The sequence below is a fragment of the Aliivibrio kagoshimensis genome (assembly GCF_050337105.1).
Classification (GTDB): domain Bacteria; phylum Pseudomonadota; class Gammaproteobacteria; order Enterobacterales; family Vibrionaceae; genus Aliivibrio_A; species Aliivibrio_A kagoshimensis.
Window position 1 is genome coordinate 1 of sequence record NZ_JAKJSQ010000012.1, and the last position, 21,173, is coordinate 21,173.

A 21,173-nucleotide genomic window follows, 5' to 3' on the forward strand; every position below is an offset into this window, starting at 1 on the left:
ATTAAAAAGTTAGCTTGGAGTTCTATATTCGTTCAAAATATCGATATAGATCAGGTAAAGTTAAGTAATAAACTCGTATATTATGCTGCATATAAACCATCACAGTCATTAAGGAGAAATCCGTGTCAGAAATTAGTCAATTAGAACCAAAAGCCGTTTGGCAGTTCTTCGATAAAATTTGCTCAATTCCTCACCCTTCAAAGCATGAAGAAGCATTAGCGCTATACGTTGTAGAGTGGGCTAAATCTGAAGGTTTGAACGTTCGCCGTGATGAGGTGGGTAATATTATTATTACTAAACCAGCAACCCCGGGGAAAGAGAACTGCAAAGGTGTTGTACTGCAAGCGCATTTCGACATGGTTCCTCAAAAAAATGAAGATACCGTGCATGATTTTCTTACCGACCCTATTCTGCCGTACATCGATGGCGAGTGGGTAACGGCAAAAGGTACCACTCTGGGTGCTGACAACGGTATGGGTATGGCCTCTTGTATGGCAGTGCTCGTATCTAAAGAGATCAAACATGGACCTTTAGAAGTACTGCTTACTATAGATGAAGAAGCGGGCATGACAGGTGCATTTGGCTTGAAAGCAGGTTGGTTAGAAGGAGACATTCTTCTAAATACTGATTCTGAGCAAGAGGGCGAAGTATACATGGGCTGTGCCGGTGGTGTTGACGGTACAATGACCGTTGATATTACTCGTGAAGCTTTACCTACTGGTTTAGTGACTCGCAAACTGGTACTAAAAGGCTTGAAAGGCGGACACTCTGGTTGTGATATTCACACTGGCCGTGGAAATGCTAACAAACTGTTAGGTCGATTCCTATTTGGTCACGCTGCTGAACTTGGTCTGCGTTTAGTCTCTTTCAATGGTGGAAGCCTTCGCAATGCCATTCCTCGTGAAGCGAACGCCATTGTTGCGGTTCCTGCTGAGAAAGAAGCGCAACTTGCTGACCTGTTCAGCCAGTTTGAAGCGATTTTATCGCATGAGCTAGGTAAAGTTGAAACGGATCTTGTTACGTTTAATGAAGCCGTAACCACTAATGACGACGTGTTGTCAGTGGCAGATCAACATCGCTTTATCGCCTCTTTAAATGCATGCCCTAACGGCGTGATTCGCATGAGCGATGACATTGAAGGTGTAGTAGAAACATCTTTGAATGTCGGTGTTATCACCACAGAAGCAAATCAAGTCACCATTCTATGCTTAATCCGTTCACTAATGGATTCAGGACGTAGCAATGTTGAAGGTATGCTCTCTGCAGTTTCTCAGCTAGCAAACATTGAGTGTGAGTTCACTGGTGCTTACCCAGGTTGGAAACCAGACCCAGACTCAGAGATCATGCACACATTCCGCGATGTTTACGAAAATATTTACGGTAACAAACCCAACATCATGGTTATCCATGCAGGTTTAGAGTGTGGTTTATTTAAAGAACCCTACCCTAACATGGATATGATCTCTTTCGGTCCAACGATCAAATTCCCTCACTCTCCAGATGAGAAAGTGAAAATTGATACCGTCGCGCTGTACTGGGAACAAATGATTGCGATTTTAGATAACATTCCTGAAAAAGCGTAATTCATTCGACACCAATAAAAACGGGAGCTTAGCGCTCCCGTTTTTTTATGCCACTCTAAATCGATTGGTCCGCTTCTCCAACAAGTGAAACAGAAACAGAATCATCGCACTAAGAACAAAATAGATAACGCCGGCTGAGATAAAAATCTCCATTGGGGTATACGTCCTAGCGATAATGGTTCTCGCCGCTCCCGTCAGATCCATTAATGTAATCGTACTGGCTAAAGCACTCCCTTTTAGCATCAAAACCACTTCGTTGGTGTAGGCGGGTAACATAATGCCAAAAGCTCTAGGCAACAAGATACGCTGAAACATTTTAAATCGCCTCATTCCTAACACCTCACACGCTTCAACTTCACCTTTAGGAATGCTCTGTAGCGCACCACGCAAGATTTCTGACGTATAAGCGGTGGTATTCATGCTAAAGGCAATAATGGCACACCAATAAGGCTTAGAAAGAACCACCCATAAAAAAGACTCCCGTACCCAGACAAATTGCGCTGCGCCGTAATAGATAAGGAATATTTGCACCAATAGCGGTGTCCCTCGAAAAAAGAAGACATAACCATAAGCGGCTCCGCTAAGCCATTTTTTTGCTGAAAGTCGAGCAAAGGCCAAAGGAAGAGCAAAAATAGCCCCCAATAAACATGAGAGCCCAACTAACTTTAACGTCGTGACTGCGCCAGTAAGCAGTTTAGGGTAGTGATCAACAATGACTGATAGATCCATATTACATTCCCCCTACTATACCGCGATTAGAATAACGCTCGATACCCGCTAATACCCTCATGCTTACCCATGTCAGTAGCAGATAGATTAAGGTTGCTGAGAAATAAAACGTAAATGGCTCACGGGTAAAGGCAACCGCCAATGATGTCTCACGCATTAGGTCTTGTAACCCAATCACAGAGATCAGTGCGGTGTCTTTTAACAGTATCAGAAACAGATTACCCAGACCCGGCATGGCATAACGCCATACTTGTGGCAGTATGATTTTTATATAAGTACGGGGACGAGAAAGGCCCAGCACTGCAGCAGACTCCCATTGTCCCTGTGGTATCGCTAAAAAAGCGCCACGGAACACTTCACTGGCGTATCCACCAAACGCTAAACCTAACGCTAAGGTTCCCGCCAGAAAAGGGCCAACTTCAATATACTCTTGGTAATCAAACCAGCTGGCAACCTCTTGAATTAACATTGAAGCGCCAAAATAGATAATCAGTACCCCTAAAAGCTCAGGCGTACCTCGAATTAACGCGGAGTAGATCTTTGACCAAATAGCCAATGGTTTAAACGTTGAAAAGCTGCAAGCAGCCCCTAATAAACCAAGAAATAGTCCGAGCAGTAGTGCAGAAAAAGCGAGTTGTAACGTGATCCATGTCCCTGCAATCAGCTGAGGCCAATACCCCTGTAACTCCCACCACATAGCAACGTCCTTATCTTACTCAGCAGAGGGGGAAGCCCCCTTCTGCCTTGTATGATTTAATAGATGGTAAATGGGAAGTACGCTTTATTAATTTCAGCGTAAGTGCCGTTCGCAATGATGGTAGCCAGTGCTTTATTGATTTGATCTTTTAACTTGTCGTTTTTACGTACCGCGATACCAATAATGTCATCTTTGGCAAACGCTTCACCGGTAAAGGTAAACTGCTGGGCTTTCTCTGATTGTAACCAAGCGTGTGTCGGAAGTTCATCAGATAAGAAACCATCTAAACGTCCTGATTGAGCATCTAGATAGACTTTTTCTTGGCTATCGTAGAGCTTAATATCCACAACACCCGCCAGTTCATCTTCTAAATATTGACTGGCAATAGTTGAGCGTTGTGCGCCAATGGTTTTTCCTTTTAGCGCAGAAGGGTCGTTGGTGAACTCTTTGCCCTTCATCGCCACAAAACGTAAACCACCTGAATAATATTTATCAGTAAAATCTACCTGTTTAAGACGATCTTTGGTGATTGACATGCTTGAGACAATGGCATCAAATTTTCGGTTCTTCAAACTGGGGATCATGCCATCCCAATCATTGATCACAATATTGCACTCTACCTTCATTTCAGCACAAAGGGCGTTGGCAATATCCACATCAAAGCCTTTAATGGTGCCGCTTGCATCCACATAGTTAAAGGGAGCCCAAGCGCCTTCGGTAGCGATGGTGAGCTTGTCTGCTGCCTCAGAGGAAACAGAGGCCAGCAGTGTTGCTGCTGAAAGTAACGTTGTTAAGAGTTTCTTCATTGTATTCTCCTTGATGATGCTCATCTTTTTTCATTATTATTAATATTCAGTAGCTACAAATTCACGACACCGCTGCGATTGTGGCTGTTCAAACAGCTGTTGAGGAGTACCGCTCTCTTCAACCATTCCCTGGTGCAAAAAAATTACTTTATTGGATACTTCTCGAGCAAACCGCATCTCATGGGTAACGATGAGCATGGTTCGCCCCTCTTTTGCCAGCCCTCGCATTACTGCTAACACCTCCCCGACTAGCTCAGGATCAAGTGCCGAGGTTGGCTCATCAAATAACAGAACTTCTGGGTCCATCGCTAGTGCACGAGCAATCGCAACACGTTGCTGCTGCCCACCTGATAATTGACTTGGATAACGCTCTCCGTGATCTGATAAACCGACTCGCTCTAACAGAGAATCCGCTTTCTCCCTGGCCTCACTGTTACTCAGCTCTAATACTTGCATCGGGGCTTCTATCAAATTTTCAATAATGGTCATGTGAGGCCAAAGGTTGAAGTTTTGAAATACAAATCCAACTTTCGCTCTCATTTTCGCCAGCTGATTACGGTCTGAAGACGCCAATTGATTGTCACTCTCTTTTTCTAATTTGAGTGTCTCGTTAAAAAGAGAGAGAGTGCCCTCTGTTGGCCGTTCAAGCAGATTCAAACAGCGCAATAGCGTGCTCTTGCCAGAACCACTAGAACCGATAATAGAGATCACATCTCCTTCTACGGCTTCCAAATCGATGCCTTTCAATACATCCACATTACCGAAGCTCTTCTTTAACCCTTCAATCTTAATCACTGGCGTCGTCATGCTGAATCTCCTTATGCTGAACCAGCTAACCCACCGCCATCAACAATCATGGCTTCACCGGTAATGAAGGAGGCCTCATCACTGGCTAAGAACAACACAGCACTCGCGATCTCTTCAGGACGGCCTACTCGCTGTAATGGGCGGTCTGTTGCACCATCAATCAGCGCGTTATCAGGCTCTCCTAACTGTCTTGCTTCATTGACCAACATCGGGGTATGAGTATCTCCGGGACAAACACAGTTCACGCGGATATTTTGAGGTCCGTGATCAATGGCCATCGCTTTGGTTAATAGTACGGTTCCACCTTTAGAAGCACAGTAAGAGACCGCTTCTGCTCCTGCCACAATTCCCCAGCCCGATGCCGTATTCACAATCACACCTTTACCAGCACTTCTCATGATAGGAACGACGTATTTACACATTAAGAAGATGGACTTTAGGTTTACATTCATGACCGCATCCCACTCCTCTTCCGTGGTGTTCACCACACAAGCACGACGTGTAATACCGGCGTTATTAAATAGAATATCCACCTTGCCATACGCTTCTAAAGCACGTTGAAGTAGCATTTGACAGTCGTGAGATTTGCTCACGTCGGTCGTCACAAATATCGCCTTTTCACCTAAGCTTTCAATCTGAGATACCAGCTCCCTGCCCATCTCTTCATTCATATCAGCGGCAACAATAGCGGCGCCCTCTTTGGCAAACGCTAACGCGGTGGCTGCACCGATACCGCCTGCAGCACCTGTAATCATGGCAACCTGTCCTTCAAAACGTCTATTCATGTCCATCTGTTTTCCTGCCTTTTTTAGTATTGAGTTCACAACTTAAACAATGTTGATTGGGTACGCTGTCTGTTCATTGTTATTGGTGATGACTTTAGTGTGTCCCGATAAATGGGTGTTTATTTCGGTTGAGCCGCTATCAATCAACAACGGCCGACCTTGAAGTTCAACTAATTTACTGACCGTAGCAACGATCCATAATCGTGATTTTGAGAGTGTGGAGAGTAAGGTGAAACTGATCTGCTGATTACCACGACCAATCACAAACCCTTGCCCGCCTATGCAGGTAACAATCAGACACCACTGACTGTCACTACTTAACCGTTGTTCGAGCTGTTGCTGGTTAGCATCTTCCATAATCAACGTCTGATTTTGGTACACATCAACACCGAGTAAGGTTCCCCCTCCCATCTGCTGTTTAATTGAAAAGGTGGTTGAACCTGGTCCCAATACGTAGAACGTATCCGGTTCCATTCTCGCCAATACCTCTTGTGCGATACCGAGGCAGTGATCATCCCCTGCTACTTTTCGTCTGGATTTTGAGCCTTGCAAACGCGATCGCCCATCCAAAACAGAGAGGTAACCGTAGTGTTTAGCGGCGACAATTCCTTGACGAAGTAGTGGCTCATCTATGTCCATCACTTCACGCTGTTGGCACTGTTTTAGCAATGAGTAACTCTTAGAAACGTGCTCAAGATTGCCGTAATAGCGTTTGAGCTCTTCCATCACAATATGTGCTGCTGCTTCGGTACTAACGGCAAACACTGATGACTGAATCTTTACCCCTGCAGGTACGCCTAACACAGGATGTCCATCGCCAATGCCATCAAAAATATTACGTGCTGTACCATCTCCACCAACAAACAACAATAGATCAACACCGTGCTCTATTAATGCCACACTCGCCCGCTCGCTGTCTGTTCCTGAGCTCTGATATAACAGCTTATTATCAATAGGTTGATAGACCACGGTTGTTTTTTCAATGGCACTTAAAGGCAGCATATCACGACCATCGCAGTAGCTTTCTCCCATGCTATTTGCACATGTTTTTAGCTCGATAGAGAGTTGATAATTGCCGCACAACTTATTCAATATTGCTATCAACCGTTTGGCCTGTTTAGGGCCATTCGGTTGATAACCTGCTGATATTGCTTGTTGTTGAATATCAACCCCATCGCTGCCTTTCAGCCCCGCAGGACCTCCAACACCAGCAACGGGGTTAACGATCAATCCGAGGCGAAACACTACTCGAACCTTTTCAGCTTACGTTGATACCCTCTCCAACTCATTGCCCACTTCTCAGGGTCATCGAGCGTGTCATCTTTCACTTGATGTATTGGGCAGTTATGTGGTGCATCCACTACCATTTGTGGTGAGGTATAGGCTTCATTAGCAATAAAAGCTAGCGTATTTGCATACTCATCAAGATCTTTCATTGAGTAAGCTTCTGTCGGCTCTAATGTCACAGGTTGTGGTACAACATATGGGTGATGACTGGTCCAATAGTGAAGACCAAAGTCAGCCATGCGAACCCCTATCTGTTCCGAACTGATCCCCGTATCTTCGTACAATTTCTGCCAGCTATAACGCACTTGCTCTATGCGTGGGCCATTACCAAGATATGGCATCTCTATCCCTTTAATGTCGAGCACTTTCTTCAACAAATAGTTGTTGTTAAGTATCGCGATATCAGAGACTTCTCGCAGACCATCAGCACCGAGTGTCATGACCCAAGCGTACGCTCGAACCACTATCGACGCGCATCCTGTCCATGAACTTACCTTACCAATACTCAGTTCGTCGGCTTGCTCTAATGAAAACTCACCACCGTTACTGGCGACTAAAGGGTAGGGCAGGAAAGGGGCCATTTTTTCCGTTGCACCAACGGCACCAACAGCAGGGCCACCACACGCATGTGGAGTTGCAAAAGTTTTATGTAAGTTGAAATGACAAAGATCGAAACCAGCATCTCTCGCTCTGGTAATACCAAGTAATCCATTCGCATTGGCTTGGTCATACGCACAGATACCACCAGCGTCATGAATCAAGTCGACAAAGGTTTTAATATGTGGGCTGTAGATCCCCGTATCTTCAGGATTGGTGATCAATAACCCGGCTGTACGTTCTGAAATCACCTCTTTCAGTGCTTCGACTGATGGGTAGCCATTCTCGTCTGGAAATAGGTTAATGATCTTATAACCACACACTTTGGCACACGCCGCATCAGAAGGGTGACTAAACATGGTGGTAATGATCTCATCTCTCTGTTCATGCTCACCACGAGATTCATGATAAGCTCGAATGATCGCCGCATTGGTATAGATAGCTGCTGAACCCGCCCGAGGTTGAAATGAGAAACGATCCATGCCGGACACTTCTTGGAGAACCTGCTCCATTCGACTCATAATATCCAGCAAGCCTTGTGTGGTACTGTCATCTTGTCTTGGGTGCATGGTTAGCACTTTAGCCTGACGAGCCAGTTGTTCGTTGACCTTTGGGTTGTACTTCATAGTACAAGTGCCCTGCCCCACATCTACTTGAAAATCAGCCCCCAAGTTCTCTTGAGATAAGCGTAAGTAATGTCTTAGTACTCTGTTTTGCGACATCTCCGGCAGTTTAGGAGGCTCTGAACGACACATTGACGCCGGCAACAAGTCTGCCGCTGTGCCAGTACTGTCACTAATTGCAGATTCAACACGTGGAACCAGAACACCGCGCTCACCAGGAGTACTCAGTTCAAAGATAATTGGCTCATCCCATTTTGCTTGATGGAAGCGCCTAATGTTTGGTTGATCATCTGACGATCTATGTTTGCTGATATTTTCCATTATTTTGTCATCTCCTGTAGTCCTGCCACCAGATCATCGATATTCTTTTGACTGTGAATTTCACTGAAGCAGTAGAGTGCACTCTGCCCAAGCTGTGGAAATGAGTCAGAAAGATCATGGCCCGCAAAGATCCCTTTGCTACGTAGGTATTCGTTAATCTGTTTCACTGTTTTTCCAGTTTGGTCAAAATTCACCACAAATTCGTTGTAGTGATACTGACTGGAAAACGGCACAGAAATTGTCGGAAGCTTGGCGATGGAGTTCATGGCGTACTTGGTTTTTTGCATTACCCCTTCAGCCAGCTCTTGCATACCGTGAGGTCCCATCAATGCCATATAGACACCGGCAGTGATTCCCCACAACGCTGCGGCGGTTCCGACAAATTCATTGCCCTCTTCACGCTTACCAAAAGAAGTTCGATCGTAAGCCACATCACCAAAGCCATACTCACCATCAACAATGGTCGGGATGATGCCAAACAGACGTGATGGGTATTGCGCAATCATATCTGGGTTATCATGACTGGCGATGAACCCCCCTTGACCACCACCATACTGCATGTGAATACCGAGTGGCTGAATGTCGCCACAAACGATATCAGCACCATAATTTGCTGGTGGCGTAATCGCGCCTAATGAACTTGGGTTCACACTCACGACCGCTAATGCCCCCGCAGAGTGAGCCAAGTCGGTCAGTACTTTGCCCTCTTCGATTTGTCCTAAAAAGGAAGGAACTTCAAAATAGACCGCGGCAATTTCATCACTTAGCATCGTTTTCAATGCTTGTTGATCGACTAACCCACTCTCAGTCAACATCGGCACCTTAATCAGCTCAACATTGGCGCGGCAGTAGGTCTGCATCATGGAAAATTTATCTGGATTCATATTGTCGGCAACCAACACCTTAGTACGGTTGGTATAACGACCCGCCATGCAAACCGACGTGGCAGAAGCTTGATAGCCGTCATAACATGGAACATTAACCACTTCCATATCAAGCATTTCTGTCATCATTGAGCAATATTCAAACAGCGCTTGAAAACGACCATGATCATCATAGGGTTCACCAGCATAAGCGGTTAAAAACTCTGAGCGCCCATTGATTTCATCGCAAATCGACGGGACGTGATGCTGATAACAGCCGCCACCTAAGAAACTTACGTTCTCATCACAGCTGCTGTTTTGATTTAAAATCTGCTGTACATGACGTTTAAGTTCGAACTCTGATTCATATGATTCAGGTAGATTTAATCTTTTATCCATACGTAAGGATTGCGGAATGCCGACTAATAACTCTTCAACATCACTGACACCAATCTCTTTAAGTAATTGTTCTTTAATGCTTGGATCACTATTTGGTAGGTACGGATGGGCGCGTTGTTTCTCCATTGCCTAGTTCCCTTCTTTTATGTAATGTAAGTAAATTGTTAATACATCCAGACTAATCGCAGAAAAGCGGCTTCACAATTGACGTTTTTTTAATCAATGATTAAATGAGATTTAACCTAATGGCAAAATACAGCTTTCCTCCCTTGCAAACCCTACTCACCTTTGAGTGTTGCGCTCGTTTGGGCAGTTTCAGTAAAGCCGCGAATGAGCTCTGTTTAACCCCTCCAGCAATAACCCATCAAATTAAACAGTTAGAGTCATGGCTAAACACGACGTTGTTTACTCGAATGCACCGGGGTATTAAGCTAACTCAGCAGGGAGAAGCGTTTGCCGTAGAGATTGAAGAACACTTAACTCAACTCAAGGGTTGCTTAAATCGATTTAAATCAAAAACACAAAGCAGCAATATTACGCTCTCATTAACCCCGGCACTTGCGACGAAGTGGTTAGTCAGTCGGTTGGGAAGATTCTGGAAAAAACACCCTGATATTCAGCTTCGTTTGCATCACTCTATTGATGCGGTTGATCTTATGAGCGACAGCGCCGATATTGCGATTCGTTGGGGGGATGGTAATTGGCCCGGTACTATTGCAGAGCCTCTACTGTCTGGAAATCGTAAACCTGTGATGCTACCTAACATGGCGGAAACGATAAGAGATAGAAATGCAGCTGATTTAGAGGGGGCTATTCTTCTACATGAGGACTCATACCTCGATTGGCCTAAGTGGTTAAAGTTAAATGATGTAAGCCTAGACAACGCTAACCAAGGCCCACAAATTGATGATGCCAGTGTACTGCTGATGGCGGTACTGGCCGGAGAAGGTGTCGCTTTAGGAAGAATTGCGGTCTTAGAGGATGACCTGAAATCAGGAGCACTGGTCTCACCGTTTAATATTTCCCTGCCTTCTAAAGAGAGATATTGGTTAGTCTATCCTGATTCTGCTAAAGATAACCCTGCCATCATGGCATTAAGAGCATTTTTACGGCATGAGGCCAATAGCCAATATAACGATGATGTTAAATACTTGGCTGATGAGTAGTGAACGATTACAAAAATGTGAGTTGTTGCTGCTGCTCATGGGAGGTTAACATTACATTTAACCCTAATAATCGGATTTGACGCCCTTTTTGTCTTTTTAATATGTCATGCAATAACAATTTGAAGTCATCAAGCTCAAGTTGGTTATGACTATGTTCAATGGTGGTTTGTTGAAAATCAGCAAACTTCATTTTAATCCCTTGCTTGGCAATCGGGTTGTCACCATTAGCTTGTTTAAGCCGCCGCTCCAACTCTGGGTATAATCGCTCCTCTATCACTTGCCAACATTCATCATAAGATTGAATGTTCTTTTCAAATGTCCGCTCAACGCCCACTGATTTGCGATTTCGCTCCACCATCACCTCACGCTCATCAATACCGTGAGACCGAGACCAGAGCATTGCCCCTAGTTTTCCAAACTTAACGATCAACTCCCTCTGATTACTTTGCAATACATCTCGACAAGTAAATAACCCTGACTTGTTGAGTTTTTCTAACGTCACTTTTCCTACTCCCGGGATTTTCTCCAACGGTAAGGTGTCGATGATTGCTTCCATATCCTCTGGTGGGATCACAAACTGGCCATTGGGTTTGTTCATGTCAGAGGCTATTTTGGCCAAAAACTTGATTGGTGCAATTCCGGCTGAAGCGGTTAACCCTGTTTCATCAAAAATATCTTTACGAATCTGCTCTGCTATATAGGTTGCCGAGCCTTGAAACAACGTACAATTACTCACATCAAGATATGCTTCATCTAAAGATAAAGGCTCAATCAAGGAAGTGTAACGGCTGAAAACTTGATGTATGTTAATTGAGGCTTCCCGATACGCATTCATGCGTCCCGGCACCACCACAAGCTCAGGGCAGAGTTGCATGGCTTTCGCCGTAGACATTGCCGAACGAATCCCAAATTCTCTCGCTTGATAGTTGCAGGTGCTCAATACGCCACGTTGACTCGATTTACCTCCCACCGCGATAGGTACCCCTCTCAGTTCAGGGTTATCCCGCATTTCTACTGCCGCAAAAAAGCAGTCCATATCCACATGTATAATTTTCTTCATTACAACAACTGTTTTTATATCCAGTACTATTGGTATAATAACAAGATATCGATGAAATTCAAAGCTTGCACTTTCTGTCTAACGTGTAACAATCAAATTATATACACCTTACAAATGGAAGTGTTTGTTGTTACATAAGATTAAATCGACAAGGAGCTTTGGTGAGTAATAAAATTCTCGTAGTTGAAGATAGCCGAACTATTCGTCGCATGTTAACTAGCCAGTTGGCGAGAGCAGGTTATGAAGCTGTAGTGGCAGAATCTGTTGCTGGTACCATCCCTTTATTAGAATCTGATGAAGAGTTTCTCTGCTCGATTCTAGATTACTGCCTGCCTGATGGGCAAGATGGTGAAGTGATTGATCTCGTTTTATCGCATGATGTTAAAACCATTGTATTAACGGCGCATATGGACGAAAAAATACGTCAACGTGTTCTTGATAAAGGGGTTATCGACTACATTCCTAAAGACAGTCCTGCCTCGGTTGCTTATATTCCCCAACTGTTAAAGCGCTTACACGCCAATAAACAACATACTATTTTAGTGGTTGATGACTCTGCCACCATACGTAATCACCTTTCAACGCTTCTAGAACGAGAGTACCTCACCGTGGTTACTGCGAATGATGGTATAGAAGGGATAAAACAACTCGTCGCTCACCCCGAGATCTCACTCATCGTTACCGATCATGACATGCCTAATATGGATGGCTTGACGATGATTCGTGAAATACGTAAAAGCCATGATCGTAACCAATTGGCTATATTGGGAGTCTCAGGCAACAATGACCCTGGCCTTACCGCTCGTTTCCTTAAATCTGGTGCTAACGACTATGTAAGAAAGCCGTTTAACCAAGAGGAGTTCTACTGCCGTATTCACCACATGCTGAACATGAAAGACTCCAGTGATAAGCTCTATATCCTTGCGCATCAAGACAGCTTAACCGGGCTCTGGAATCGTCGACATTTCTTTGATTCTGCCAGTCATGTCTCAGTGAAAAAACCTCATACTTACGCCATGTTGGATATCGACTTCTTTAAACAGGTTAATGATACCTATGGTCATGATGCTGGTGATAAAGTATTGAAAGAGACAGCACAGCTCATTAACAGTTTCTTTCCAAATGATCTAGTGGCGCGAATGGGGGGCGAAGAGTTCGTTATCCAGTCAACAATGAAACCGACCGACTTTCATGCCCAGTTAGAACAGTTGCGTAGTGAATTGGCAGATTATACGGTCAGCATTAATGGCGATTTGATTAGTGTCACCATCAGTATCGGCATGACCTCCGGCGCTGATAAATTGGATGTCATGCTCAAGAAGGCGGATAAATCATTGTATGACGCAAAAAACAGTGGTCGCAATCAAATTGTCTGTTCGGATTAACCCTTACTTTTCCCCATAAAAAAGCAGACCGAAGTCTGCTTTTTTATGTAGCTATACACTCTAAGCTGTAAGCTCTACACGATCTGATCTTTTTTCCACTGCTGCTGTTTTGCTTCGCGAGCTTCACGCTTTAATCTAGCATCACAAGGTTCAGGGCAGTTACACTCTTTCGCAATACCAACCGCACCTAGTCCACCACAACTGCCTTTAACCACTTTTTGTTGGAAGATATAACCAACAGACATCGCCGCTATGACAAGTAGAAACACAGCAAAAGTTACCAAATATATCGTCATCGTTCTCTCCTTATCGTTTTAAGTAAGGCTTAAAAGCGTCAGATGCAATCTCTTCGAATCCATCATCTGTTTTTACTACCATAAACATTGGGATGTTATCCCTATTAGCCAACTCAAGGGCTTTTTCAGCGCCTAATACCATAAAACCTGTCGCTAAACCGTCAGCAGTCATACACGATGGATCCAAAACAGAGACTGACACCACTTTATGGCTAATTGGCTTTCCAGTTTCTGGATTGATGATGTGTGAGTAACGAATACCATCACGTTCAAAATAGTTACGATAATCACCTGAAGTGGCTAAGCCCATATCTCCAGGTTCAATGATCTCTTGGATAGTGCGAGCATCGGTAGAGGGCTTCTCAATCGCTATTCTCCAAGCCACTCCCTCCTTATTTTTACCTTTTAAGCGTAACTCGCCACCAATCTCAACGAGGTAATCTTCACTGCCTAGCTGCTGCAGATAATCTGCTACTTTATCAACGCCCCACCCTTTGGCTATGGTTGATAAGTCGACATAAAGTTCAGGTATATCCTTGGTCACCTCATTGTTATTGATCGACAGGTGTTGAATTCCAATAATAGCACGTCGTTCAGCTAATTCAGTTTCTGTTGGTACTACCTCTTGTCTTGCTTCAGGACCGAATCCCCATAAATTCACTAATGGTCCCACGGTCACATCCAATGCACCACGGGTCAGCACGTTGAGTCGTATCGCCTCTTTGATTACCTTTGCGGTATCATCGGAAACTGAAAACGGTTCATCGGTCGTGTGTTGATTGAATCGACTCAGCTCAGAGGTCTTACGGTAGGTCGACATCTGATCATTCACTAACTCTAGAAGACGGTCAATCTCTGCCTGCACGGTGGCAGAGTCAGGGATGCCCTCTTGTTCCAGATACTTAACTGAATAGGTGGTACCCATAGTACGACCGGTTAACTGAACCTCTTGTTGCGGCTCGCTACAAGCTGAGAGAAGAAAAAGTACAATTAGAGCCGTAACGGTTCTTTGCACTTTTTGTGTCAAATGGATAAACATAAATTTCTATTCCAATCTAAAACGTAAAACTTTGAATTAATTATAAATTCACAGGTTTACACTCTATTTACTAGCAAGAAAATGAAAAAGGCTGACTCAAAAGAGTCAGCCAATATCTTTTGCAACTACTGGTTAGCCGCCGAAATCATCCAGAAGGATATTCTCGTCTTCTACACCAAGATCTTTCAGCATGCCAATAACTGCTGAGTTCATCATTGGTGGACCACACATGTAGTACTCACAATCTTCTGGCGCATCGTGATCTTTAAGATAGTTCTCATAGATTACGTTATGAATGAAGCCTGTGTACCCATCCCAGTTATCTTCTGGTTGAGGATCAGACAATGCACAATGCCATGCGAAGTTATCGTTTTCGGCCTGTAGTTTATCGAAATCTTCAATGTAGAACATTTCACGTACAGAACGAGCACCATACCAGAACGTCATTTTACGCTGAGATTTCAAACGTAAAAGCTGATCAAAGATATGTGAACGCATAGGAGCCATACCAGCACCACCGCCGATGAAGACCATTTCATTGTCAGTATCTTTTGCAAAGAACTCACCAAATGGACCCGAGATAGTACAAGTATCACCCGCTTTTAACGACCAGATGTAAGATGACATAACGCCAGGCTTAACATCAGGATTGTTTGGTGGCGGTGTAGCGATACGAACATTCAATTTAATCAGGCCTTTCTCTTCTGGGTATGACGCCATAGAGTAAGCACGAATTGAAGGTTCAGTAACTACAGACTCATAACGGAACAAGTTAAACTTATCCCAGTCGCCACGGTACTCTTCAGGAATGTCGAAATCAGCATATTTAATATGATGAGGTTCAGCTTCAATCTGAATATAACCACCCGCGCGGAACGGTACTTCTTCTCCATTAGGAATTTGAAGTACAAGCTCTTTGATAAAGGTCGCTTCGTTGTCATTAGAAAGAACGGTACATTCCCACTTCTTAACACCAAAGATCTCTTCTGGCAGTTCGATAGCCATGTCAGATTTCACGTTAACCTGACAAGCTAGACGCTCACCTTCACGCGCTTCACCTTTAGAGATGTGATCAAGTTCAGTTGGCAGGATATCTCCACCACCTGATTTAACTTTTACACGACACTGGCCACAAGAGCCACCGCCGCCACAGGCTGATGATACGAAGATACCTGATGCAGAAAGCGCACCAAGAAGCTTGTCACCAGCACCGGTAGTGATTGCCTTTTCAGGATCACCGTTTACTGAGATGGTTATGTCACCTGTTGGTACTAACTTGGATTTAGCAAAAAGAATAACTAAAACTAGAGCAAGTACAATCAAGGTAAACATGACTACACCAAGAATAATGTCCATTGACTATTTTCCTTATTGTCGCGGTTTACCCGACTTACAGTTGAACACCAGAGAAAGACATAAAGCCTAACGCCATCAAACCAACAGTGATAAATGTGATACCTAAGCCACGAAGACCTGGAGGCACATCCGAATATTTCATCTTCTCACGGATACCCGCAAGAGCAACGATAGCTAATAACCACCCAACACCAGAACCGAAGCCGTAAACGACAGATTCCGCGAAGTTATAATCACGCTGCACCATGAAAGATACACCACCAAATATTGCACAGTTCACTGTGATAAGCGGTAGGAAGATACCTAACGCGTTATATAGTGGTGGGAAGTAACGGTCTAGAATCATCTCTAGAATCTGTACTAACGCCGCGATAACACCAATAAAGGTAATAAAGTTTAAGAAGCTAAGATCAACTCCATCAACTAATGCGCCTTCTCTCAGTACTAGGTTGTAAACAAGGTTGTTTACTGGAACTGCAATGGTTAGCACGACTACAACAGCAACACCAAGACCAAATGAAGTTTTTACCTTCTTAGACACCGCTAAGAAAGTACACATACCTAGGAAGAAAGAAAGTGCCATGTTTTCGACGAAAATCGACTTAACCAGCAGGCTAATATAATGTTCCATAGTGGCCTTACTCCTTCGCTTCTATTTGTGCAGGTCGAATAATGCGGATAGCCCAGATCATAAAACCAATTAGGAAGAATGCTGATGGTGCTAGAAGCATCATACCATTCGGCTGATACCAACCACCGTCTGCAATAAGAGGAAGTATCTCAACACCAAACAGTTTTCCTGAACCTAAAAGCTCACGGAAAAATGCAACAGTGATAAGAACAAAACCATAACCTAACCCGTTACCGATACCATCGATAAGAGATTCAAATGGTTTTGATTTCATTGCAAAAGCTTCAGCACGTCCCATTACAATACAGTTTGTAATGATTAGGCCAACGAATACAGATAACTGCTTAGAGATATCGTATAAGTATGCTTTAAGCACTTCATCAACAACAATTACCAATGAAGCGATGATCGCCATCTGTACGATGATACGAACACTACCTGGAATGTGGTTACGAATTGTAGAGACAAAGAAGTTAGACAGAGCAGTAACAAAAATTACCGCTAGAGTCATAACAAATGCTGTCTCTAGTTTTGTTGTTACCGCTAGTGCAGAACAGACACCAAGAACTTGCAGCGCGATTGGATTGTTATCCATAATCGGCGCTAGAACGCTCTTTTTAATTTCTTTAGTATTCATTAGTTAAGGTCTCCTGCACGAACTTTAGCAAGGAAAGGACCAAAGCCCATGTCGCTTAACCAGAAGTCGAACGTATTTTGAACACCATTAGCCGTTAATGTTGCACCGGATAAGCCATCCACGCTCGACTCAGTACCTGCTGGAGCGCCACCTTTAACAATTTTAATTGCCGGGTTGCCATCAGCATCAAACAATTTCTTGCCTGCAAACTGTGAGCGCCACTTCGGATTCTCAACTTCACCACCTAGCCCAGGTGTTTCACCCTGCTCGTAGTAAGTGATGCCCGAAATTGTATTACCGTCAGTTTCTACCGCTAAGAAAGCGTACATCATTGACCAAAGTCCCGCACCGTGAATCGGAAGAATTACTTTGGTTGTTGTTTCACCCTCTTTCACTAAGTAGATAAGCGCAGTATTTGAACGACGAATAATGGTTGCAAGATCTTCCTCGCCACTCAGTTTAATTGACTCAGAGGCCGTTTTAGCCGCTCTGCGTTGGTCAAATGCATTCGCATCTCCCTCAACAAACTCACCCGTCTCTAGGTTCACTAAACGCGCTTCTACTTTTTCAGCAAATAGAGATTGAATCTCTTCCGTGCTGTTAGCTGTAAAACCCGCTACCGCAACAATATTTTTCTGTTTATCCAATACTGCGTTTGCTTGTTGCATTGGACGAAGTACCACAGCCGCTGTTGAAACAACGATTGAACAGACAAGGCTCAATCCAACAACAACTGACAGCGTCTTCTTAATGCTATCGTTATTACTTGCCATAGCGAGATAATCTCCGTTTGATATTGCCCTGTACAACTAAGTTGTCGAACAGCGGAGCAAACAAGTTTGCAAACAAGATGGCTAACATCATACCTTCAGGGTAGGCAGGGTTAACTACACGAATCATCACAGCCATTGCACCAATTAAGATGCCATATGCCCACTTCCCTCGATTGGTAAATGAAGCCGAAACGGGGTCTGTTGCCATGAAGATCATACCAAATGCAAAACCACCCAATACTAGGTGCCAATGCCAAGGCATAGCGAATAGTGGATTGGTATCTGATCCGATTAGATTAAACAGTGTTGCTGTAGCAACCATACCAATCATAACCGCAGCGATGATACGCCATGAGGCAATGCCCATGTAAACGATCATCAATCCACCAAGGATCAAGGCAAGTGTTGATACTTCACCAATAGAACCAGGGATTTTACCAACGAATGCATCCATCCAAGTTATCGCGTCACCAGTAACGGTATTAATCAGACCAGCTTGACCACCTTGAGACCACTGGCTTAATGCCGTAGCGCCAGAGAAACCATCAGCAGCAGTCCAAACTAAATCACCAGAGATTTGACTTGGGTAAGCAAAGAATAGGAAAGCACGACCAGCAAGAGCAGGGTTCAGGAAGTTACGCCCTGTACCACCAAAGATCTCTTTAGCAACAACCACACCGAAGGTAATACCTAAAGCGGCTTGCCATAGTGGTAGCGTTGGCGGAACAATCAAAGCAAAAAGAATCGAGGTAACAAAGAAACCTTCGTTCACTTCATGCTTACGTACCATACAGAATAGTACTTCCCAGAAACCACCAACCGCAAAGACAACCGCGTAGATAGGTAAGAAGAACGTTGCACCAAGCAACATCTTACTCGCCCAACCAGCGTTAGCAGCCAATGATCCGCCGACCATCTCGGTTAACCAGTAGTGCCAGTCACCTGCAATAATTGCAGCAAGCTGGTCACCACTGTAAAGGTGATTAAGTGCAACAATGGCCTGATGACCGGTGTTGTACATTCCCCAGAACATTGCTGGGAATACGGCAATCCACACCATGATCATGATGCGTTTTAGATCGATACTGTCACGAACGTGTGAACCACGCTTCGTCACCAAACCTGGGGTGTACATAAGAGTGGCAAATGCTTCGTATAAAGCAAACCAACGCTCGTGCTTTCCACCCGGTTCGAAGTGGTGCTCGACCGATTCTAATAAATGTTTAAGGCCCATGAATTACCCTTCCTTATAAATGGTATCAAGACACTCACGCAGCATCACACCATATTCATATTTGCCAGGGCATACATAGGTACATAGTGCTAAATCTTCTTCATCTAGCTCTAACGCACCCAGTTGTTGTGCACTGTCAATATCACCAGCACATAGATCACGAAGCAACATTGTTGGCTCCATATCTAATGGCATGACTTTCTCATAGTTGCCAATTGGCACCATGGCGCGATCACTACCGTTAGTAGTGGTTGTCATATTAAACAACTGGCCTGAGAAAAGGTGGCTAAGGAAAGTTTTGGTTACTGAGAACTTATTTTTACCTGGAGCAATCCAGCCAAACAGCTCTTTTTCACGACCTTCACGTAACACAGAAACTTGCTGATGGTAGCGACCTAGGTAGCCATTAGCACCAGAAGCTTGTACACCAGACAATACTGAACCTGAGATAATACGGACTTCTCCAGGCATCAACTCATTGTCAGTGATCTCATCGACGCTAGCACCAACAGTGGTACGAACTAAACGAGGTTTATTGACAACAGGGCCTGCTAGAGAGATAACGCGGTCACTATTCAGTTCACCGGTAAGGAATAGCTGTCCAAATGCGATCACATCTTGGTAGTTAATACTCCAAGCTGTGTTTTCAGCACTTACTGGATATAGATGGTGCATATGAGTACCAACTAGACCCGCTGGGTGCGGTCCGTCAAACACATGCTCTTCTATATTCTGTTGCACTGAACGAGGAAGACTCGAACCTTTCTTACACACATAAACACGATCGTCAGTTAATACTGACAGTACGTCTAGGCCTGCAATAAATGCGTCTTTCTGCTCGTTGATAATCAGTTCTGGATCAGCAGCTAGAGGGTTAGTATCCATGGCAGTAACAAAGATAGCCTTTGTGCTGTCATCGATAGCTGGTACCTTACTAAACGGACGAGTACGTAATGCGGTCCACGATCCTGATTCAATCAACTGCTGCTTAACCGTTTCACGGTCAAGTTTTGCTAATTGGTCAGCACTGTAACTGTTGAATGTGATTTGCTCGTTTCCTTCTACTGCGATAACCACAGATTGAAGTACACGTTTGGCACCACGATTAATCTCAACAACTTTACCACTTACAGGTGCAGTAAATTTAACGCCCGGATTCTTTTTATCTTCAAAAAGAACCTGACCTTTTTTCACTGCATCTTCAACACGGACATGCATCGTTGGACGCATACCCACGTACTCTTCGCCTAACAAGGCGACTTTACTGATGGCATTGCCATCATTAATCACCTGAGTTGGAACACCTGCAATAGGAAGATCCAAACCCTTTTTTATTGTAATCATAAGCGCTTGCACTACATTAATGGGAAAAAGAATTATTTAAACACGACATGCCTAAGTTATTTGAGAAGACTCAAATTTCCACAGCTTTTTGTTAACCTGTTATTAACATTTAAAATGTCAAAGTTAATTTGACGCGGATTCTATCACTTTTACAGGGTCAGTTGCTACGATCCACGCCATGAATCCACGAAAATTTTCTCTTTTATTATCAAAGATCGTATAGTCTGACGCTCTTTTCTTGACCTAACCCACAATTGTTAATCAAAGATTTAGGATACCACCAAATAAGTATTGACCTAAGATTAAGATAACAAACATGACACACATCCTTTAACATTCATCATCGGGGTCAATCGTTAATAATAGGGCTGAATGGATAAAACAACCTGTATTAATTTCCACCCTTTATTCGATTTACTGCCCTTTACCTAAGCAGTTTGGTGATGCTGGAAACTCACCGTTGGCTGAAAGCCACTCTTCAGGGGTAAAAACATTGATGGATAACGCGTGAATGTGATGACTTAATTCATCAGCCAATACGCTATTTACCAAACGATGGCGTGCAACTAAACGCTTATCAGAAAATGCATCACTCACCACCACGACTTTAAAATGACTCTCAGAACCATCCGGTACCGCGTGCATATAGCTCTCATTGATAACCTGAAAGTGCACCGGTGAAAAGGCTTCACTCAATTTGGTTTCTATAATCTCTTTAATCATGTCAACAGATCCTGATAACGGGTAATTCAATT

The 21,173-nt window shown here is 43.9% G+C and carries 21 protein-coding genes; 3 read left to right on the forward strand and 18 right to left on the reverse strand.

All coding sequences use genetic code 11. The features are described 5' to 3' along the window. The first annotated feature begins 122 nt into the window (after nucleotides 1-122). Entirely contained in the window at nucleotides 123-1,583 is a 1,461-nt protein-coding gene (locus tag L4C32_RS06070) for an aminoacyl-histidine dipeptidase (RefSeq protein ID WP_428195970.1), read from the forward strand. A 45-nt stretch (nucleotides 1,584-1,628) separates the two neighbouring features. On the opposite strand, the gene L4C32_RS06075 is transcribed toward L4C32_RS06070, so the two are convergent. Genes L4C32_RS06075 through gcvPA form a run of 8 tightly spaced genes read right to left on the reverse strand, consistent with a single transcriptional unit; the run spans nucleotide 1,629 to nucleotide 9,623 of the window. Further along, a complete protein-coding gene (locus L4C32_RS06075; protein ID WP_428195971.1) occupies nucleotides 1,629-2,312 on the reverse strand; it encodes an ABC transporter permease in 684 nt (227 codons plus the stop codon). A 1-nt stretch (nucleotide 2,313) separates the two neighbouring features. Beyond that, on the reverse strand, nucleotides 2,314-3,009 hold the full coding sequence (locus tag L4C32_RS06080) for an ABC transporter permease (RefSeq protein WP_428195972.1): 696 nt from the start codon (nucleotides 3,007-3,009) through the stop codon (nucleotides 2,314-2,316). Nucleotides 3,010-3,065: 56 nt separating this feature from the next. Continuing rightward, nucleotides 3,066-3,815, reverse strand: coding sequence for a transporter substrate-binding domain-containing protein (locus tag L4C32_RS06085; protein ID WP_428195973.1), 750 nt, complete (start codon nucleotides 3,813-3,815; stop codon nucleotides 3,066-3,068). A 39-nt stretch (nucleotides 3,816-3,854) separates the two neighbouring features. Continuing rightward, nucleotides 3,855-4,622: an ATP-binding cassette domain-containing protein gene (locus tag L4C32_RS06090; protein ID WP_428195974.1), complete on the reverse strand. Its 768-nt coding sequence runs from the start codon at nucleotides 4,620-4,622 to the stop codon at nucleotides 3,855-3,857. Nucleotides 4,623-4,633: 11 nt separating this feature from the next. Then, nucleotides 4,634-5,413, reverse strand: a complete 780-nt coding sequence (locus tag L4C32_RS06095) for an SDR family NAD(P)-dependent oxidoreductase (RefSeq protein ID WP_428195975.1) — start codon at nucleotides 5,411-5,413, stop codon at nucleotides 4,634-4,636. 36 nt (nucleotides 5,414-5,449) lie between these two features. Beyond that, nucleotides 5,450-6,652, reverse strand: a complete 1,203-nt coding sequence (locus L4C32_RS06100; RefSeq protein WP_428195976.1) for an ATP-NAD kinase family protein — start codon at nucleotides 6,650-6,652, stop codon at nucleotides 5,450-5,452. Further along, nucleotides 6,652-8,235 carry an aminomethyl-transferring glycine dehydrogenase subunit GcvPB gene (gcvPB, locus tag L4C32_RS06105; RefSeq protein WP_428195977.1) on the reverse strand — a complete coding sequence of 528 codons (1,584 nt, stop codon included), beginning with the start codon at nucleotides 8,233-8,235 and terminating at the stop codon, nucleotides 6,652-6,654. Before gcvPB ends, L4C32_RS06100 begins: the two co-directional genes overlap by 1 nt. Beyond that, entirely contained in the window at nucleotides 8,235-9,623 is a 1,389-nt protein-coding gene (gene gcvPA / locus L4C32_RS06110) for an aminomethyl-transferring glycine dehydrogenase subunit GcvPA (RefSeq protein ID WP_428195978.1), read from the reverse strand. Before gcvPA ends, gcvPB begins: the two co-directional genes overlap by 1 nt. A gap of 119 nt (nucleotides 9,624-9,742) precedes the next feature. Here gcvPA and L4C32_RS06115 point away from each other — a divergent pair, with 119 nt between their 5' ends. Continuing rightward, nucleotides 9,743-10,663 (forward strand): LysR substrate-binding domain-containing protein, encoded by a 921-nt coding sequence (locus L4C32_RS06115; RefSeq protein WP_428195979.1) that lies wholly within the window; start codon nucleotides 9,743-9,745, stop codon nucleotides 10,661-10,663. Between the two features lie 7 nt (nucleotides 10,664-10,670). Here L4C32_RS06115 and dinB read toward each other — a convergent pair whose 3' ends face one another. Next, nucleotides 10,671-11,723: a DNA polymerase IV gene (gene dinB, locus L4C32_RS06120; RefSeq protein WP_428195980.1), complete on the reverse strand. Its 1,053-nt coding sequence runs from the start codon at nucleotides 11,721-11,723 to the stop codon at nucleotides 10,671-10,673. 161 nt (nucleotides 11,724-11,884) lie between these two features. Here dinB and L4C32_RS06125 point away from each other — a divergent pair, with 161 nt between their 5' ends. After that, on the forward strand, nucleotides 11,885-13,108 hold the full coding sequence (locus tag L4C32_RS06125) for a GGDEF domain-containing response regulator (protein ID WP_428195981.1): 1,224 nt from the start codon (nucleotides 11,885-11,887) through the stop codon (nucleotides 13,106-13,108). Nucleotides 13,109-13,182: 74 nt separating this feature from the next. Here L4C32_RS06125 and nqrM read toward each other — a convergent pair whose 3' ends face one another. The 9 genes from nqrM to L4C32_RS06170 form a co-directional block, all read right to left on the reverse strand. Next, entirely contained in the window at nucleotides 13,183-13,404 is a 222-nt protein-coding gene (gene nqrM / locus L4C32_RS06130) for a (Na+)-NQR maturation NqrM (protein WP_428195982.1), read from the reverse strand. A gap of 10 nt (nucleotides 13,405-13,414) precedes the next feature. Next, nucleotides 13,415-14,443 (reverse strand): FAD:protein FMN transferase, encoded by a 1,029-nt coding sequence (locus L4C32_RS06135; protein WP_428195983.1) that lies wholly within the window; start codon nucleotides 14,441-14,443, stop codon nucleotides 13,415-13,417. A 132-nt stretch (nucleotides 14,444-14,575) separates the two neighbouring features. Beyond that, nucleotides 14,576-15,799, reverse strand: a complete 1,224-nt coding sequence (gene nqrF / locus L4C32_RS06140; protein WP_428195984.1) for an NADH:ubiquinone reductase (Na(+)-transporting) subunit F — start codon at nucleotides 15,797-15,799, stop codon at nucleotides 14,576-14,578. A gap of 34 nt (nucleotides 15,800-15,833) precedes the next feature. Next, nucleotides 15,834-16,430 carry an NADH:ubiquinone reductase (Na(+)-transporting) subunit E gene (nqrE, locus tag L4C32_RS06145; RefSeq protein WP_428195985.1) on the reverse strand — a complete coding sequence of 199 codons (597 nt, stop codon included), beginning with the start codon at nucleotides 16,428-16,430 and terminating at the stop codon, nucleotides 15,834-15,836. Nucleotides 16,431-16,437: 7 nt separating this feature from the next. Beyond that, complete coding sequence (locus tag L4C32_RS06150; RefSeq protein WP_428195986.1) at nucleotides 16,438-17,067, reverse strand: NADH:ubiquinone reductase (Na(+)-transporting) subunit D; 630 nt, start codon at nucleotides 17,065-17,067, stop codon at nucleotides 16,438-16,440. Then, a complete protein-coding gene (locus L4C32_RS06155; RefSeq protein WP_428195987.1) occupies nucleotides 17,067-17,840 on the reverse strand; it encodes a Na(+)-translocating NADH-quinone reductase subunit C in 774 nt (257 codons plus the stop codon). Before L4C32_RS06155 ends, L4C32_RS06150 begins: the two co-directional genes overlap by 1 nt. Next, nucleotides 17,830-19,074: an NADH:ubiquinone reductase (Na(+)-transporting) subunit B gene (locus L4C32_RS06160; RefSeq protein WP_428195988.1), complete on the reverse strand. Its 1,245-nt coding sequence runs from the start codon at nucleotides 19,072-19,074 to the stop codon at nucleotides 17,830-17,832. Before L4C32_RS06160 ends, L4C32_RS06155 begins: the two co-directional genes overlap by 11 nt. A 3-nt stretch (nucleotides 19,075-19,077) precedes the next feature. Beyond that, nucleotides 19,078-20,418 (reverse strand): Na(+)-translocating NADH-quinone reductase subunit A, encoded by a 1,341-nt coding sequence (locus tag L4C32_RS06165; protein ID WP_428195989.1) that lies wholly within the window; start codon nucleotides 20,416-20,418, stop codon nucleotides 19,078-19,080. A gap of 414 nt (nucleotides 20,419-20,832) precedes the next feature. Beyond that, complete coding sequence (locus tag L4C32_RS06170) at nucleotides 20,833-21,141, reverse strand: BolA family protein (RefSeq protein ID WP_428195990.1); 309 nt, start codon at nucleotides 21,139-21,141, stop codon at nucleotides 20,833-20,835. Between the last annotated feature and the right edge of the window lie 32 nt (nucleotides 21,142-21,173).